Raw genomic sequence first — 17356 nt, 5'->3', positions numbered from 1 at the left:
AATCTAAATCCCCTTTGAAAAAAGGGGATTTTTTTGTTCAATATGTTTCGCAACCGAAAAAATTTCAGAGCCGTATTTTTTCAAAAAAACATAATTGAATACAAATTAAACCGTAAAAAACTACTAAAAGTCTGTAAATAGAAGACAGCTAGACTAAAAAATGAGCTGAAAAAACTATAGTTAAACATTTAACAAATGTCTGATAATTGTTTATAATATAAATATGCTTAATCTTTATTAAGCTTATCGGAGTATTGAAGGGTATAAAGACGCATGATTGTTTTATTTGAAAAACGATTTAATGTAAGCATTTTCTTTTTGGATCCAAAAGAAGGTGTATTGCATTCTGCGTTGTTTTTACTCCAGGGTTTTGGTTTAATTTTAAAAGGGGAAATTTTTTAAAAAAGGGAGAGATGTATATGACAGCAACACGCGGCCTAGAAGGGGTAGTCGCAACTACATCATCAGTAAGTTCAATTATTGATGATACTCTTACATATGTAGGGTATAACATCGATGATTTGACTGAAAACGCCAGCTTTGAAGAAATTGTATACCTGCTCTGGCATTTAAAGCTGCCGAACAAAGCCGAGCTTGCCGAGCTTAAAAAACAGCTTTCTGAAAATGCCGGCATCCCCAAAGAATTAATTGATCATTTCAAATCCTACTCAAATCGAAAAGTCCACCCGATGGCAGCCATTCGTACAGCGGTTTCTTTATTGGGGCTGTATGACGAAGAAGCAGATCAAATGGATGCGGAAGCGAACTACAGGAAAGCGGTGCGTCTGCAAGCAAAGATGCCTGCGCTTGTCGCTGCTTTTTCAAGAATCCGCAAAGGGCTTGAGCCAATCGAACCAAATCCTGAACTCGGCTTTGCCGCCAATTTTCTTTATATGCTGAATGGAAAAGATCCTTCGCCTGTCGAAATCGAAGCCTTTGATAAAGCATTGATTCTCCATGCGGACCATGAGCTGAACGCCTCCACATTTACGGCAAGGGTATGCGTCGCAACGCTTTCAGACGTATATTCCGGAATAACCGCCGCAATCGGCGCCTTGAAAGGCCCGCTTCACGGGGGCGCAAACGAGGCAGTTATGAAAATGCTTTCAGAGATTGGCGAGGTGGAAAACGTAGAATCCTATATTCGCGCCAAACTTGAAAAGAAAGAAAAGATTATGGGATTTGGGCACCGCGTGTACCGGCAGGGCGATCCGCGCGCAAAGCACTTGAAGGAAATGAGCAGAAGGCTGACGAATTTAACCGGTGAGAGCAAATGGTTTGAGATTTCCGAGCGGACTGAACAAATTGTCACATCGGAAAAAAAGCTGCCGCCAAACGTAGACTTTTACTCTGCGTCGGTTTATCATAGCTTAGGAATCGACCATGATCTGTTTACGCCTATATTTGCGATCAGCCGGGTATCAGGCTGGCTGGCGCATATTCTTGAACAATATGAAAACAACCGACTGATCCGCCCGCGCGCCGATTACACGGGGCCGGACATGCAGAAGTTCATTCCGCTTGAAGAAAGAAGCTGACGAATGAATGAGGGGCTGTCCGCGGTTTTAAAGGACAGCCTTCTTCACACGCTTTTTGCTAAATGAACTTATGAATCTATGAAAAAACATGCTTGTCCCCCTCTCCGGGGGAAACAAATGTTTTTCTATATGCACTACATATTATGGGAGGTTTTATTGTGGCACAAGGTGAAAAAATTACAGTCTCTGGCGGAGCATTAAACGTTCCAAATAACCCGATCATCCCGTTTATCGAAGGGGACGGAACCGGTCCTGATATTTGGAGAGCGGCTTCAAGGGTTTTGGAAGCAGCCGTTGAAAAAGCGTATAAAGGCGAAAAGAAAATCACCTGGAAAGAAGTCTACGCCGGTGAGAAGGCATTCAACAAAACAGGCGAATGGCTTCCGGAGGAAACGCTGGACGCAATCCGCGAATATCTCATCGCCATTAAAGGTCCTTTAACCACACCGGTAGGGGGCGGAATCCGCTCGTTAAACGTAGCGCTCAGACAGGAGCTTGACTTGTTCACATGCTTAAGACCTGTCCGCTATTTCAAAGGTGTTCCTTCTCCGGTCAAACGCCCTGAAGATACGGACATGGTCATCTTCCGCGAAAATACCGAAGACATCTACGCAGGCATTGAGTACGCCAAAGGTTCTGAAGAAGTGGAAAAGCTGATTTCCTTCCTGAAAAACGAGCTTGGCGTTAATAAAATCCGCTTCCCTGAAACATCAGGCATCGGAATCAAACCGGTTTCGCAAGAAGGAACATCAAGACTTGTCAGAGCAGCCATCGAGTATGCGATTGAGCACGGCCGTAAATCCGTGACCCTCGTTCATAAAGGAAACATCATGAAATTTACTGAAGGAGCCTTTAAAAACTGGGGATATGAAGTGGCTGAAAAAGAATTCGGCGACAAGGTATTTACATGGGCCGAATATGACCGCATCGCTGAAAAAGACGGCAAAGACGCGGCCAATAAGGCGCAAAGCGAAGCCGAAGCAGCTGGGAAGATCATCATCAAAGACAGCATCGCCGACATTTTCCTTCAGCAGATTCTTACGCGTCCTGCGGAATTTGACGTTGTGGCAACAATGAACTTGAACGGGGACTACATCTCTGATGCGCTTGCGGCACAAGTAGGGGGAATCGGGATAGCGCCGGGAGCGAACATCAACTATGAAACAGGGCATGCCATATTTGAAGCAACGCACGGTACGGCTCCTAAATATGCCGGCCTTGATAAAGTCAACCCGTCATCAGTCATCCTTTCCGGCGTCCTGCTTCTTGAACATTTGGGATGGAATGAAGCAGCCGACCTTATCATTAAATCGATGGAAAAAACAATCGCCTCCAAAGTCGTGACATATGATTTTGCCCGCTTGATGGACGGCGCGACAGAAGTAAAATGCTCTGAGTTCGGGGATGAGCTCATCAAAAACATGTCTTAACCAACAATAGGTTTTATCAACAAAAAACAACAAAAGGGGTAGAAAAAATGGGAAAGAAGCGTAATAAAGTATCTATTATCGGAGCGGGTTTCACGGGTGCAACAACTGCATTCCTGACGGCACAAAAAGAATTGGCTGATGTCGTGCTGGTCGACATTCCGCAGCTTGAGAACCCTACGAAAGGCAAGGCGCTCGACATGCTTGAAGCGAGTCCTGTCCAAGGGTTTGACGCAAATATTAAAGGAACGGCGAATTATGAAGACACAGCCGGTTCCGATATCGTCGTGATCACCGCCGGCATCGCGAGAAAGCCTGGAATGAGCAGGGACGACCTTGTCGCTACAAATGAAAAAATCATGAGAAGCGTCACAAAAGAAGTCGTCAAATATTCTCCGGACTGTATCATCGTCGTCTTGACGAATCCAGTTGACGCGATGACTTATGCCGTATTTAAAGAATCCGGTTTTCCGAAAGAGCGGGTCATTGGCCAGTCGGGGATCCTCGATACCGCGAGATTCAGAACATTTGTCGCTCAAGAGCTGAATCTTTCCGTCAAGGACATCACAGGCTTTGTGCTTGGCGGCCATGGGGACGATATGGTGCCGCTAGTCCGCTATTCTTATGCGGGCGGCATTCCGCTTGAAACGCTTCTTCCAAAAGACCGCATTGATGCAATTGTCGAAAGAACGAGAAAAGGCGGGGGAGAAATTGTCAACCTGTTAGGAAACGGAAGCGCATATTATGCGCCTGCCGCTTCACTGACGGAAATGGTTGAAGCGATCTTGAAAGATCAGCGCCGTGTATTGCCGACGATCGCCTACCTTGAAGGTGAATACGGTTATGAAGGCATCTATCTCGGCGTACCGACCATCATAGGCGGAAACGGCCTTGAGCAGATTATCGAACTTGAACTGACAGATTATGAAAAAAGTCAGCTGGATCAATCCGTTCAATCCGTGAAGAACGTCATGAAGGTACTTTCATAGAACAAACAGACAGGGAAGGCTTGGAAAAGCCTTCCCGTTTTTCATAGTAGGCAAAAATGAAAATCGAGACATAAACACAGGCTCCGGGCATATACCTAATCATAATCATCTGCCCGGACATTTCTATCTTTTAATGATCTCGAATTTCTTGAATGTAGCTGTACAGAAAACGGGTAAAAAGAAGGTTTATTTTAAAAGACAGAAAAATCAAATTGTCGAACAGACAGGCTTTCGTTAAAATAAGAGTGAAAACATTTGTTGATCATAAAATAGAGATAGAGATGTCGGGGAAATCTGAAGCCTGGAGGCATGTCATGAGCAAAAAGATATTAGTTGTAGACGATGAAGAATCAATTGTTACCCTTCTAAAATATAACCTTGAACGGTCAGGTTACCAAGTCGTAACGGCTATGGACGGAGAGGCCGGCTTATTAAAAGCGATAGAAGAGAAGCCGGATCTGATTGTGCTTGATCTGATGCTCCCAAAAATGGACGGAATCGAAGTCTGCAAGGAGCTCAGACAGCAGAAATTGATGTATCCGATTTTGATGCTTACCGCAAAAGACGATGAATTCGATAAAGTGCTCGGGCTTGAATTGGGAGCGGACGACTACATGACAAAACCGTTCAGCCCGAGAGAGGTAACGGCAAGAGTCAAAGCGATCTTAAGGAGAACACAGACGCTGCCTGTTCAGCAGGATGAAGCTGAAGAGGCGGATACCGGGGAACTGATCATCGGCGAGCTTAAAATACTGCCTGAACATTATGAGGTATATTTTCAAAACGAACGTCTCGAACTCACGCCGAAGGAATTTGAGCTTCTTTTATATCTCGGGAAGCATAAGGGAAGAGTGCTGACAAGAGACCTTCTGTTGAATGCTGTCTGGAATTATGACTTTGCGGGAGACACGCGCATTGTCGACGTTCATATCAGCCACCTGCGCGATAAGATTGAAAAAAACACCAAAAAACCTGAATACATTAAAACGATCAGAGGTCTTGGCTACAAAATGGAGGAGCCGAAACTGAATGATTAAATTTCGGACTCGGCTTTTAGCTGCCCTGCTGACGCTCTTGATTCTCGTATTTGCTTCACTCGGCTTTCTGCTTGTTCACTTGTTTCACACTTCCTACTATGAAAAATTAAGCAGCCATATTGAAAAAGAAGCCGGCTTGATCGCCTCGCTGGCGGACACCGATCATCTGAAGTCTAAAGAGCAAGGCGCACTGTTGGAAAATGCAAGCCGTGAACTGAACAGCGCCGTAGCACTGATAGATACAAAAGGCAAGGTCCTTTTTCATTTTGGAGGCAGCCCCGATCAAGCGGTTATAAAAGAGGCGGTTGAATCAGAAGAAAATGTTGAAAGCGGAGGCTATCGAATCAATCCGGATGATGAAGCAAAATTCCGCTATGTACAGCCGCTGAAGGAACGCGGGGAACTGCACGGCTATCTCCTGATCACTTCACCTGTTGATTCGCTCGCGGATATCAACCAGAAGATTTGGATTCTGCTCGGCGTCAGCCTTGGAACGGCGTTTCTGATCATAGCAGGGCTTGGGGCGAGAATCACCTCGCAATACACGAATCCGATTGAATCCGCAACCCAAGTTGCGATTGAGCTAGCGAAAGGAAACTACAAAGCGAGGACTTTTAACGAAGATGAGACGATGCTGAGCCAGTCGATTAATATGCTGGCCCAGAATTTGCAGGACATGACCAGAGCCCAGGAAATGCAGCGGGACCGGCTGCAGACCGTGATCGAAAACATAGATTCCGGGCTGATTTTAATTGACGGGAAAGGCTATATTCATTTGGTGAACCGCGCCTATCAAAAACAGTTTCACGTTCAGGCGGACCAGCTTCTTTACCATTTTTATCATGAGGTGCTTGAACATGAAGAAATCATCAATCTTATTGAAGAAATTTTCATGACCGAAACAAAGGTCCGCAAGATGTTTCATCTGCCGATCCGGATTGAAAGAAGATATTTCGAAGTCGACGGGGTTCCGATTATCGGCATCAATGATGAATGGAAGGGAATCGTCCTCGTGTTCCACGACATGACAGAGAGAAAACAGCTTGAAGAAATGAGAAAGGACTTTGTCGCAAACGTCTCCCATGAGCTGAAAACGCCGATTACTTCAATCAAGGGCTTTACCGAAACGCTTCTTGACGGCGCCATGAACGAACGGGAAACCCTCTCACAATTTCTCTCGATTATTTTAAAAGAAAGCGGGCGTCTGCAAACCCTCATTCAGGATCTATTGGATCTTTCCAAAATCGAGCAGCAAAACTTCACCCTGAACATTCAAGATTGCGACATCGGTGAAATCCTTGTGGAGATTGAAATGCTTTTGAAAAATAAAGCGGAGGAAAGAGGAATCTCGCTTAGGCTCGAAAAACCGGAAGGACCGGCCGTTGCTTCCGGAGATCCGCACAGATTGAAGCAGATCTTCTTAAATTTGGTCAACAATGCCCTCACATACACACCGGAAACCGGCAGTGTGACGATTTCTGCCGAAGTGCTTGAAGATGTGGTTCAAGTGAAGGTGAGGGATACGGGCATCGGCATCAAAAAAGAGGAAATCCCGAGAATTTTTGAACGGTTCTACCGGATTGACAAAGACAGAAGCAGAAACTCGGGAGGCACCGGGCTCGGCCTTGCGATCGTCAAGCATTTGGTTGAAGCGCATCACGGTGAAATCGATGTCGAAAGCGAGCAGGGAAAAGGCACCGTATTTACAGTCCGCTTAAAACGCGCTTCGCATTGATCGGAATGAACAATCTTTACAAAGGCTTTACAACTTTTATATACACCTTTAAAACTTGGTTGATAGGATCATTAGTGAACCCCTTCATCCAAGGAGCCATATGGACGGACGCGAGATCATCACGCGTCCCTTTTTTTGTTTTCTAAAAAAGGACTCTGATTTTCCTTTCAAAATGAACTTTGCTAAAATAAAATAAGCTACATATGAAGATGAAGCGAAAGGAAGCTTAATAACTCGGCTTCTTAGGAGGATCAAGATGACTGAAAGAAAAAAATTAGTATTGGTTGACGGAAACAGCCTGGCATACCGCGCGTTTTTCGCTCTGCCTCTCCTCAGCAATGAAAAAGGGATACATACAAATGCGGTGTACGGTTTTACGACGATTTTGCTGAAAATGCTCGAGGAAGAAAAACCGACTCACATGCTTGTCGCATTTGATGCGGGGAAGACGACGTTCAGGCATAAAACGTTTAAAGAATATAAAGGCGGCAGACAAAAAACGCCTCCGGAGCTTTCCGAGCAGTTGCCGTTTATTCATGAGCTCCTGGACGCCTACCGCATTTCCAGGTATGAGCTTGAAAACTACGAGGCCGATGATATTATCGGAACGCTCGCCAAATCAGCCGAAAAAGAAGGTTTTGAAGTCAAGATTTTTTCCGGAGACAAAGACTTGACACAGCTTGCGACAAAAGGAACAACTGTCGCCATCACAAAAAAAGGAATCACAGATGTTGAATATTATACCCCTGATCACATTCAGGAAAAGTACGGCCTTGCCGCTGAGCAGATCATCGATATGAAAGGTCTGATGGGCGATGCCTCAGATAATATTCCCGGCGTGCCCGGCGTCGGCGAAAAAACGGCGATCAAGCTGTTAAAGCAGTTCCACACGGTGGAAGAGCTTTTATCATCAATTGATGAAGTAAGCGGCAAAAAGCTGAAAGAAAAGCTGAGCGAATTTAAAGATCAGGCTTTGATGAGCAAAGAGCTCGCGACGATCACAACAGATGCCCCGCTTGAGATTGGTCTTGACGGCCTCGGCTACGAAGGCTTTGACAGGGAAGCGGTCGTCAAGCTGTTTAAGGATCTCGGCTTTAACTCTTTGCTGGAACGGCTTGGCGAAGATCCGGTGGAAAAAGAAGAAGAACCATTTGAGGATATTCATGTAAAGATTCAGCAGTCCATCACAGAAGAATTGTTGGCTACCCCGGCTTCATTTGTTGTTGAACAGCTTGGCGACAACTATCATGAAGCGCCGATCCTCGGTTTTTCCATCGTCAATGAAAACGGTGTGTTCTTCATTCCGAAAGAGACGGCTTTAGGCTCTGACCGCTTTAAAGAATGGGCTGAGGATGAGTCGAAAAAGAAATGGGTATTTGATGCAAAACGTGCGGCCGTCGCCTTGCGCTGGCAAGGAATTGAGCTGAGCGGAGCCGAATTTGACGTTCTTCTTGCAGCTTATATTATCAATCCAGGCCACTCGTATGATGATGTGGCAAGCGTTGCAAAGGAACATCATCTTAACATCGTTTCCACTGATGAAGCGGTTTACGGAAAAGGAGCCAAACAGGCGGTTCCGGACGAGAAGGAGCTTGCCGATCATTTGGGCAGAAAAGCCCGGGCGATTTGGGAGCTCCGTGAAAAGCTCCTTGACGAATTGGAAAAAAACGAGCAGCTTAAACTGTTTGAGGAGCTTGAGATGCCTCTCGCCCATATCCTTGGTGAAATGGAATCCATCGGTGTCCAGGTCGATGTCGACAGGCTGAAAAAAATGGGCGAAGAGCTGTCCGGAAAGCTGAAGGAATATGAAAAGAAAATCCATGAATCAGCAGGCGAAACCTTTAATATCAACTCGCCCAAGCAGCTCGGCGTCATCCTGTTCGAAAAGCTTGGATTGCCTGTCGTGAAAAAAACGAAAACGGGATACTCCACATCAGCGGATGTTCTGGAAAAGCTTCGCGATAAGCATGTCATCATCGAAGACATTCTTCATTACAGGCAAATCGGCAAGCTGCAGTCCACATATGTCGAAGGGCTTTTAAAAGTCATCCGGAAGGATACCCATAAAGTGCATACCCGCTTTAACCAAGCCTTGACGCAAACCGGCCGGCTGAGCTCGACCGATCCGAACCTGCAAAATATCCCGATCCGTCTTGAAGAAGGCCGGAAAATCCGGCAGGCATTTGTTCCGTCTCAAAAAGATTGGCTGATATTTGCGGCGGATTATTCGCAGATCGAGCTGAGGGTGCTTGCCCACATTTCAAAGGACAAAAACTTGATTGAAGCTTTTACGCATGACATGGACGTTCACACAAAAACGGCGATGGACGTGTTTCATGTATCTGAGGAAGAAGTCACACCGGCCATGAGAAGACAGGCAAAAGCCGTCAATTTCGGAATCGTATACGGCATCAGCGATTACGGGCTTTCGCAAAACCTCGGGATTACAAGGAAGGAAGCCGCCGCGTTTATTGAACGGTATTTCCACAGCTTTCAGGGAGTCAAAGAATACATGGAAGAAACAGTTCAGGAAGCAAAGCAGAAGGGCTATGTCACGACGCTGTTAGCCCGAAGAAGATACATTCCTGAGCTGACGAGCCGGAATTTCAATCTGCGCAGCTTTGCCGAGCGGACAGCGATGAACACTCCGATTCAGGGAAGCGCCGCTGACATTATTAAAAAAGCGATGATCGCGATGGCTGAGAAGCTGAAGGAGAAAAACCTCCAGGCCAAACTGTTATTACAGGTTCATGACGAATTAATCTTTGAGGCGCCTGAAGAGGAAATCAAAGAGCTTGAAAAGCTGGTGCCGGAAGTGATGGAAAACGCACTTCAGCTTGACGTGCCGCTCAAAGTGGATTATTCCTCAGGGCCTTCATGGTATGATGCTAAATAATGAAAAGGGAGTGATGATGTGCCGGAGCTGCCAGAAGTCGAAACCGTCCGGCGCACTTTAGCCGGACTTGTAATAGGGAAAACGATCGAATCTGTTGAAATTCGCTGGACAAACATCATTAAACGCCCGGCAGAACCAGAGGAGTTTGCAAGGCTACTCATTGGGGAAACGATTCAGTCAGTTGACAGAAGAGGGAAATTTTTGCTGTTTCATCTCGACCATTTCACCATGGTCTCTCATCTGAGAATGGAAGGGAAATACGGGCTTCACCAAAACGGTGAGCCTATGGATAAACATGTGCACGTGATCTTTACGTTTACGGACGGAACGGAGCTTCGCTACCGCGATGTCAGGAAATTCGGCACGATGCATTTGTTTAAACCGGGTGAAGAACAGACTGAACTGCCTCTCAAACAGCTCGGCCCGGAGCCTTTCAGCGACGAATTTACGATCGGGTATTTAAGAGAGCGCCTCAAAAAAACGAGCCGCTTTGTCAAAACCGCGCTGCTTGATCAGAAGACAGTCGTCGGACTTGGAAACATTTATGTGGATGAAGCGCTCTTCAGAGCCGGCATCCACCCGGAAACAGCGGCAAACAAGCTGACAAAAAAACAAACGGCTCTGCTTCATGAAGAAATCATCAAAACGCTGAAAGAAGCGGTTGAAGCGGGGGGAAGCACTGTCAGATCCTATATCAATTCACAAGGAGAAATCGGCATGTTTCAGCTTCAGCTCTTCGTCTATAACCGAAAAGACGAACCTTGCAAAAAATGCGGGACTGTGATCGAAAAAACGGTTGTCGGAGGAAGAGGCACGCATTTCTGCGCCACATGCCAGAAAAAATAACAATTGCATAAACTTTGTCCAGGCTTGACGCATCACGGTTCACGCTGCCGATATTTACGCTTTTGGAGCGCTTAACATCCGGCGGTTCTGTGTATTATTTCTTTTTTAAGGTGAACAACACACAGATCATTTTCCTTTCTCATATATATAAGAAGCCTATATAAAAGCTGCCTAAGGCTAAAAAACACCGCCGCATCAACAGAAAGGAAGAACCGGATATGATGTTTGCATCTTTCTTGCTGCTGGCATTCGCCGTCAGCCTGGACAGTTTTTCAGTCGGATTTACTTACGGATTGCGCAAGCTGAAAATTCCTTTTAAAGCGATTGTGATTATCGCGTTTTGTTCGGGAATCGTTATGCTGCTGGCCATGATGATCGGATCTTTATTGGCGAGATTTTTCCCGGTCGCTTTAACAGAAAGGCTCGGAGCCGTTATTTTGATGGGGATCGGGGCCTGGGTGCTTTATCAGTTTTTCAGACCGGAAAAAGAGCAGGAAATGGCCCTTTCGGAGAAAACGCTGATCAATCTTGAACTGAAATCGCTCGGAATCGTCATCCACATTTTAAGGACGCCGACAAGCGCGGACATCGATAAGTCGGGCATTATCACCGGGATCGAAGCCTTCCTGCTCGGTTTTGCCCTTTCGATCGATGCCTTTGGTGCGGGAATCGGTGCAGCCGCACTCGGATTTTCACCTGTTCCGATGAGTTTGACGGTCGCTCTTATGAGTTCGTTATTCGTATTTTTGGGCATTCAGTCCGGCCGTTTCTTATCAAGGTGGAATTGGATGGATAAACTGACCTTCCTGCCGGGAATATTGCTGATTATGATCGGAATTTGGAAACTGTAGGAAAGAGGTGCAGCCCGTGACATTGGTCATCGGTTTAACAGGAGGCATCGCCAGCGGAAAAAGCACTGTCGCACAGATGTTCCAGCAGCGCGGCATCACGGTTGTTGACGCTGACGTCATTGCGAAAGAAGCCGTTGAAAAAGGAATGCCGGCATACCGAAAAATCACCGAGACATTCGGCAGCGGCGTGTTGCTTGAAACCGGCGATATCGACCGGAAAAAACTCGGAGAACTTGTATTTAAAAACGAAGAAAAAAGGATGCAATTAAATGCGATCGTCCATCCCGAAGTTAGAAAAACGATGATCAGAGAGCGGGATGAAGCCATTCAGGCCGGAGAACGGTTTGTCGTTCTTGATATTCCGCTTTTGTATGAAAGCGGACTCGAGCATCTGGCAGACAAGGTGATCGTTGTCTGGATCCCGAAAAAGCTCCAGCTTGAGCGGCTGATGAAAAGAAATTCATTAAATGAAGAGGAAGCGCTGAATCGAATTCATGCCCAGCTTCCGCTTGATGAAAAAAGAAAAAAAGCCGACGCCGTCATCGATAACAGCGGCCGTCTGGAGGATACCGAAAACCAGCTTCAGCGCCTGCTTGAAGCGTGGTCACATACTGAGAAGTGAGTGCGGATTTTCCCGCACTCACTTTTTTTGTTATACGGAAATCCGTTCGCCGACAGCCCCGCAACGCCAGCCAGCCGTTATTCGCATACACGGTGTGCAAATTTGCTGTAAAAAGAATAAATGGTATGGCTAATTCGAAATAATGTGTTATACTTATTTTGAGCAAAACAGATATGGAATGACATAAAAATAAGGGGTGTTTGTTTGATGAAGGTAAAAGTTGCGATAAACGGATTCGGCCGTATCGGCAGAATGGTGTTTAGAAAAGCGATGCTTGATGATCAAATGGATATAGCTGTGATCAACGCGAGCTATCCTGCGGAAACGCTCGCTCATTTAATAAAGTATGACACAAATCACGGACGCTATGAGCTTGATGTCAAAGCGGGCGATGATCATCTTTTGGTAAACGGGAAAAAGGTTTTGCTGACCAATCAAAGAGATCCGAAGCTCCTTCCGTGGGCAAAACACGGAATCGATATAGTGGTTGAAGCTACAGGCAAGTTTAATTCTAAGGAAAAAGCGGAAGCGCACATTGAAGCAGGAGCGAAAAAGGTCATTTTAACCGCGCCTGGAAAAAATGAAGATATTACGATTGTGATGGGCGTAAATGAAGGCGATTTCGATGCGGAGCGCCATGCGATCATCTCCAACGCGTCTTGTACGACGAATTGTCTGGCGCCTGTCGCAAAAGTGCTTGATGATGCATTTGGCATTGAAAACGGACTTGTCACGACCGTTCACGCCTTCACAAACGATCAAAAAAATATCGACAATCCGCACAAAGACCTGCGGAGAGCGCGCGCCTGCGGTTCTTCGATCATTCCCACGACTACAGGCGCTGCAAAAGCGCTGTCGCTCGTTATGCCTCATTTAAAAGGAAGAATGCATGGCCTTGCTTTGCGGGTGCCTGTTTCAAACGTTTCTCTCGTTGATCTTGTCGCAGATTTAAAAAGCGATGTCACGGCTGAGGACATCAATGAGGCATTCCGCATGGCGGCCGCCGGTTCAATGTCCGGCATCATCGATGTGTGCGATGAACCGCTCGTGTCAGCAGATTTTAATACAAATCCATATTCCGCCGTCATTGACAGCCTTTCAACGATGGTGCTTGAAAACAGAAAAATGAAAGTGCTTGCATGGTATGACAATGAATGGGGATATTCGTGCAGGGTCGTTGATTTAATCAGATATGTCGCTTTGAGAATGAAACATCCTTCAGCTGTATAAAATAAAAGCATGGACGGCTAAAAAAATAAAAACCCCTTAACCAAAAAACCGCCTTGCAAAAAATAATCAAACAAAGTATACTATTTTTCGTGAACTTCTAGTTCGTGAGCGCTTCGGCATTACTTAAAGGGTTAGGACCTCTCCGGACTAACTTTCCCCCGTGGTAAATGACCGGTTTAGTTGCTTGGAAATTCACTTTTTAATTCTTGTTAAGGGGGGTCCATGCTATGGAAACAATGGGGCGTCACGTCATCTCCGAACTGTGGGGATGCGATTTTGATAAGCTGAACGACATGGATTTTATTGAAAAAACGTTTGTAAATGCGGCACTGAAGTCAGGCGCTGAGGTGCGGGAGGTTGCGTTTCATAAATTTGCGCCTCAAGGTGTAAGCGGGGTCGTCATTATTTCTGAATCTCATCTGACCATCCACAGCTTTCCTGAACACGGATATGCCAGCATTGATGTTTATACTTGCGGAGATTTAGATCCGAATATTGCTGCGGATTACATCGCAGAAGAGCTAAGTGCGGAAACAAGAGAGAACATTGAAATACCGAGAGGCATGGGACCTGTTCAGATCAAACAGGCCAAAGCCAAAGCACAGGCGCTTTAATGCCTGAAAAGGAGCTGGATGAAAAAGCGAAGAGCCGCTTTTTGTGATCCGCTCCTTTTTGTTTTTCCGCGAAACCAGCCCCCGCTTCTTTGAAATGGCCTTTCTTCCAGCATTCGGCATTCTCTTGCTATTTTGTTTTCTCTTGGAAATGGAGAGTTTTTTTAATAAAATATAGAGAAGAAGACAAAGGGGATATGGAATATGAGCGTTTTCCAAAAGATTCAGGGGTTTTTTTCGACCCATGCCGAAACATCCGACCACCATCCTTTGGACGAGCTGAAGAGCCGCTATTATAAAGCAACTGCAAAACAGGCGCTTGAAGCAGTAAAGGAAGTGCTGGACGGGCTTGACTGCTGCACCGCCATTTCGGTATCGGAAGAAAGAGGAGAAATAAGCGCGGAGGTTGCAAAGCCCAGAAAAGCTTTTTTGGTGGCGACCGTCGTATCGGTTCGCCCTTTTGATACAGCCGTAGATTTTAATATATCGACGGAAACGTTTTTGCCGACTGATTTTGGGTACAGCCGCAGCATGGTTTCGTCGGTTTATCGGGAATTGGACCGAAAGCTGGCTCCTGCTGTCCAAACAAACAACTGAATAGGAGCTGAAAAAATGAAATGTCCAGCGTGTCAGCATAATGGGACGAGAGTGTTAGACTCCCGTCCGGTTGACGAAAGCAGATCGATTCGCAGAAGGCGCGAATGCGAATCATGTAATTACCGGTTTACGACATTTGAAAAAGTGGAAGAAATTCCGCTCATCGTCGTAAAAAAAGAAGGAATTCGGGAAGAATTCAGCCGGGAGAAGATGCTCCGCGGCTTGATCAAAGCTTGTGAAAAGCGGCCTGTCGCTTTAAAACAGCTTGAAGATATTTGTTTTGAAATTGAAAAAGAGCTTAGAAATCAAGGTGCTTCTGAAGTGAAAAGCGAGGATATCGGCGAAATGGTGATGGACCGTCTGGCGAAAATCGATGAGGTAGCATATGTCAGATTTGCGTCCGTATACCGCCAATTCAAGGATATCAATGTGTTTATCGAGGAACTGAAAGACTTAATAAAGAAAGAACGGTAAAGAGCTGAAAACTTGATCCAGCTCTTTTCTCATGATAAAGATTTCAGGTGGATGACATGAAGACCGAAAAAAGGTGTAAAATGAGGACAAGAAACAAATTGGAAGGTTGACAAAAGATATGAGTAATTATTGGAAAGACTTGCTTCCTGTCGATCCTTACATCGTCAAGAGCCACGGGCTTCTTCAGGATTTGGACCGGCAAATTGTGACCCTGCTGTACCAGCCTTTGATCGGCTTTTTCCCGCTCAGCCTGTTTTTTACGCTCTGGGGAGAGCTGGAGCAAAACAGGGTATGGGGGAAAAGCTCGACCCACAGGCAGCTGATGGGGGCGATGCAGACAAGCCTGAAAACGATTTACGCCGAAAAGGAAAAGCTCGAGGGAATAGGTCTGTTAAAAACATATGTAAAAGAAACCGAACAGGAGCGTTTATTTATATATGAACTGATTCCGCCGCTCAGGCCGGATGAGTTTTTTCAAGACGGTATGCTGAACGTTTTTTTGTACAACCGCGTCGGAAAAGCAAGGTTTCAGCAGTTGAAAGATTATTTTTCACATCCTGCCGTTCCTGAAGAGGCCCGTGATATCACACGCTCGTTCAATGAAGTCTTTGCAGCTGTGCAGCCGAGCGAATGGAAGCTGTCAGATGATATGGCCGACGCCATGCAGCTTGAAGACGGCCAGGAATTGATGAAAGAGGGGCAAAGCAAGCCGGTCGAGGTGACGGATGATGCTTTTGACTTTCAGTTGTTTCTGGCTGGTTTGTCTGAGGCGCTGATCCCGAGAAAAGCGCTGACCGGGCAAGTAAAAGAGACGATCAAAAAACTCGCCTTTCTGTACGGCATCGAACCGCTGCAAATGCAAAACGTCGTCATGTCAGCTGTTGATGAACATGATACAATCACGACGGAAGCGCTCAGAAAAGCGGCAAGCGACTGGTATCAGATCGAAAGAAGCGGCCTGCTTCCGGAGCTTGTCGACAAAGTGCAGCCGCTCAGGCTGCGTGATTATTCGAATGAACAGCCGCCAAAGCCGTCATCAAAGGAAGAAAACTTGATCGCGCTCCTTGAACAGGTATCCCCGAGAAAATTGCTGCAGGATATTGCAGGCGGGGCCGAACCGTCCAAAGCCGATTTGAAAATCATCGAGGAAATCATGCTTGACCAAAAGCTGGAGCCGGGCGTCATCAATGTCCTGATCTATTATGTCATGCTGAAAACCGATATGAAGCTTTCAAAAAACTACACGCAAAAAATCGCTTCCCACTGGGCCAGAAAAAAAGTGAAGACGGTAAGGGAAGCCATGAAGCTTGCCAAGGAAGAAAACCGTCAGTATCTTGAATGGGCGGAAGGAAAGAAAACGCAGCGCAGCAAAAAAGTCATCAGGGAAGAAAAGCTGCCGGATTGGCTGCAAGGTGAAGCTTCCGGGGCTCATCCCGAAGGGGAGCAGGCCGCGGCAAGCAAGGAAGATTTTGATCAGCAGAAGCAACAACTGCTGGAGGAAATGAAAAAACTGAGAAACCATTCCGCCCTTTAAATGTGAGGTGAACAAGAGTTATGGAGCCGATTAAACGAGCTTTGCAAGGCGTGACGGCAAGGCCTGATTTTAAAAAGCGCCTTGAGGATATGAAAGAAAAAGTTCTTTCTGACAAGGATGTTCAGGAATTTCTCGCACAACATCAGTCGGAAGTGGACGATCATATGATCGACAGAAGCTTGAACAAGCTTTATGAATATACACAGCAAAGCAAAGCCTGCAGCAACTGCCCCAGTCTGAATGAATGCAAAAATCTGCTTAAGGGCTATTATCCAAAGCTTGTGCTGAACGGAAAAACGATTGATATCAAGTATGACATCTGTCCTGAAAAGCGCAAAGCTGATGAAAGGGAAAGACAGCGTTCGCTAATCAAAAGCATCTATATTCAAAGGGATCTGCTGGATGCCACATTTGCGGATATTGATGGGGACGACCCCAGCCGCTTGAAGGTGCTTCAGCTTGTGACGCAATTTTTCCATGACTATAACGAGACGGGAAAAGGAAAAGGAATTTATGTCCACGGGAAATTCGGCGTCGGCAAAACCTTTATGCTGGCAGCCATCGCTAATGAGCTTGCAGCAAAGGATCACCCGTCCATTCTCGTCTATGTCCCCGAATTTGTCAGAGAGCTGAAAAACGCCATTCATGACCAGTCATTGGAAGAAAAGCTCGATATGGTGAAATCCACTCCGATTCTTATGCTTGATGATATCGGAGCGGAGTCCATGTCCAGCTGGGTCAGGGATGAAGTAATCGGCACGATTCTTCAGCACAGAATGTCCCAGCAGCTGCCGACGTTTTTCTCTTCGAACTTTGATCCGGATGAGCTGAAGCATCATTTCACATATTCCCAAAGGGGAGAAAAAGAAGAGGTAAAGGCGGCAAGACTGATGGAAAGGGTGCTGTACCTGGCTACTCCCGTCCGTCTTGATGGGAAAAACCGCCGACAATAATCGCCTATGAATCAGG

At 46.1% G+C, this 17356-nt stretch carries 15 protein-coding genes; all 15 read left to right on the top strand.

Annotation, left to right across the window (positions count from 1 at the left end; genetic code table 11):
* Positions 1 to 419 precede the first annotated feature (419 nt).
* The 15 genes from citZ (at position 420) to dnaI (ending at position 17340) form a co-directional block, all read left to right on the top strand.
* The gene (gene citZ, locus BTR1S_RS17595) at positions 420 to 1538 is read left to right on the top strand and encodes a citrate synthase (RefSeq protein ID WP_006637973.1); all 1119 of its coding nucleotides are present in this window, start codon (positions 420 to 422) and stop codon (positions 1536 to 1538) included.
* Between the two features lie 158 nt (positions 1539 to 1696).
* The gene (gene icd / locus BTR1S_RS17590; protein ID WP_006637972.1) at positions 1697 to 2968 is read left to right on the top strand and encodes an NADP-dependent isocitrate dehydrogenase; all 1272 of its coding nucleotides are present in this window, start codon (positions 1697 to 1699) and stop codon (positions 2966 to 2968) included.
* 47 nt (positions 2969 to 3015) lie between these two features.
* Entirely contained in the window at positions 3016 to 3954 is a 939-nt protein-coding gene (mdh, locus tag BTR1S_RS17585; RefSeq protein WP_006637971.1) for a malate dehydrogenase, read from the top strand.
* A 314-nt stretch (positions 3955 to 4268) separates the two neighbouring features.
* Complete coding sequence (locus BTR1S_RS17580; RefSeq protein WP_006637970.1) at positions 4269 to 4991, top strand: response regulator transcription factor; 723 nt, start codon at positions 4269 to 4271, stop codon at positions 4989 to 4991.
* Positions 4984 to 6726, top strand: coding sequence for a two-component system histidine kinase PnpS (pnpS, locus tag BTR1S_RS17575; protein WP_029419164.1), 1743 nt, complete (start codon positions 4984 to 4986; stop codon positions 6724 to 6726). The genes BTR1S_RS17580 and pnpS overlap by 8 nt, the downstream gene beginning before the upstream one ends.
* A 256-nt stretch (positions 6727 to 6982) precedes the next feature.
* Positions 6983 to 9622, top strand: a complete 2640-nt coding sequence (gene polA / locus BTR1S_RS17570; protein ID WP_006637968.1) for a DNA polymerase I — start codon at positions 6983 to 6985, stop codon at positions 9620 to 9622.
* An 18-nt stretch (positions 9623 to 9640) separates the two neighbouring features.
* Positions 9641 to 10468 (top strand): DNA-formamidopyrimidine glycosylase, encoded by an 828-nt coding sequence (mutM, locus tag BTR1S_RS17565; protein ID WP_006637967.1) that lies wholly within the window; start codon positions 9641 to 9643, stop codon positions 10466 to 10468.
* A gap of 194 nt (positions 10469 to 10662) precedes the next feature.
* Positions 10663 to 11319: a sporulation membrane protein YtaF gene (ytaF, locus tag BTR1S_RS17560; protein ID WP_224254551.1), complete on the top strand. Its 657-nt coding sequence runs from the start codon at positions 10663 to 10665 to the stop codon at positions 11317 to 11319.
* Positions 11320 to 11335: 16 nt separating this feature from the next.
* Positions 11336 to 11941: a dephospho-CoA kinase gene (gene coaE / locus BTR1S_RS17555; RefSeq protein ID WP_006637965.1), complete on the top strand. Its 606-nt coding sequence runs from the start codon at positions 11336 to 11338 to the stop codon at positions 11939 to 11941.
* Positions 11942 to 12148: 207 nt separating this feature from the next.
* On the top strand, positions 12149 to 13171 hold the full coding sequence (locus BTR1S_RS17550) for a glyceraldehyde-3-phosphate dehydrogenase (protein WP_029419163.1): 1023 nt from the start codon (positions 12149 to 12151) through the stop codon (positions 13169 to 13171).
* A 227-nt stretch (positions 13172 to 13398) separates the two neighbouring features.
* Complete coding sequence (gene speD / locus BTR1S_RS17545) at positions 13399 to 13785, top strand: adenosylmethionine decarboxylase (protein ID WP_006637963.1); 387 nt, start codon at positions 13399 to 13401, stop codon at positions 13783 to 13785.
* Positions 13786 to 13986: 201 nt separating this feature from the next.
* The gene (locus BTR1S_RS17540; RefSeq protein WP_006637962.1) at positions 13987 to 14379 is read left to right on the top strand and encodes a hypothetical protein; all 393 of its coding nucleotides are present in this window, start codon (positions 13987 to 13989) and stop codon (positions 14377 to 14379) included.
* A gap of 15 nt (positions 14380 to 14394) precedes the next feature.
* Entirely contained in the window at positions 14395 to 14853 is a 459-nt protein-coding gene (gene nrdR / locus BTR1S_RS17535) for a transcriptional regulator NrdR (protein WP_006637961.1), read from the top strand.
* A gap of 118 nt (positions 14854 to 14971) precedes the next feature.
* Positions 14972 to 16387, top strand: coding sequence for a replicative helicase loading/DNA remodeling protein DnaB (gene dnaB / locus BTR1S_RS17530; protein ID WP_029419162.1), 1416 nt, complete (start codon positions 14972 to 14974; stop codon positions 16385 to 16387).
* Between the two features lie 20 nt (positions 16388 to 16407).
* Entirely contained in the window at positions 16408 to 17340 is a 933-nt protein-coding gene (gene dnaI, locus BTR1S_RS17525) for a primosomal protein DnaI (protein WP_006637959.1), read from the top strand.
* Positions 17341 to 17356: the final 16 nt, after the last annotated feature.

The sequence above is a fragment of the Bacillus sonorensis NBRC 101234 = KCTC 13918 genome (assembly GCF_001592005.1).
Classification (GTDB): Bacteria; Bacillota; Bacilli; order Bacillales; family Bacillaceae; genus Bacillus; species Bacillus sonorensis.
The sequence above is the reverse complement of the archived record's forward strand: the minus strand, read 5'-3'. Positions and strand labels throughout refer to the sequence as shown.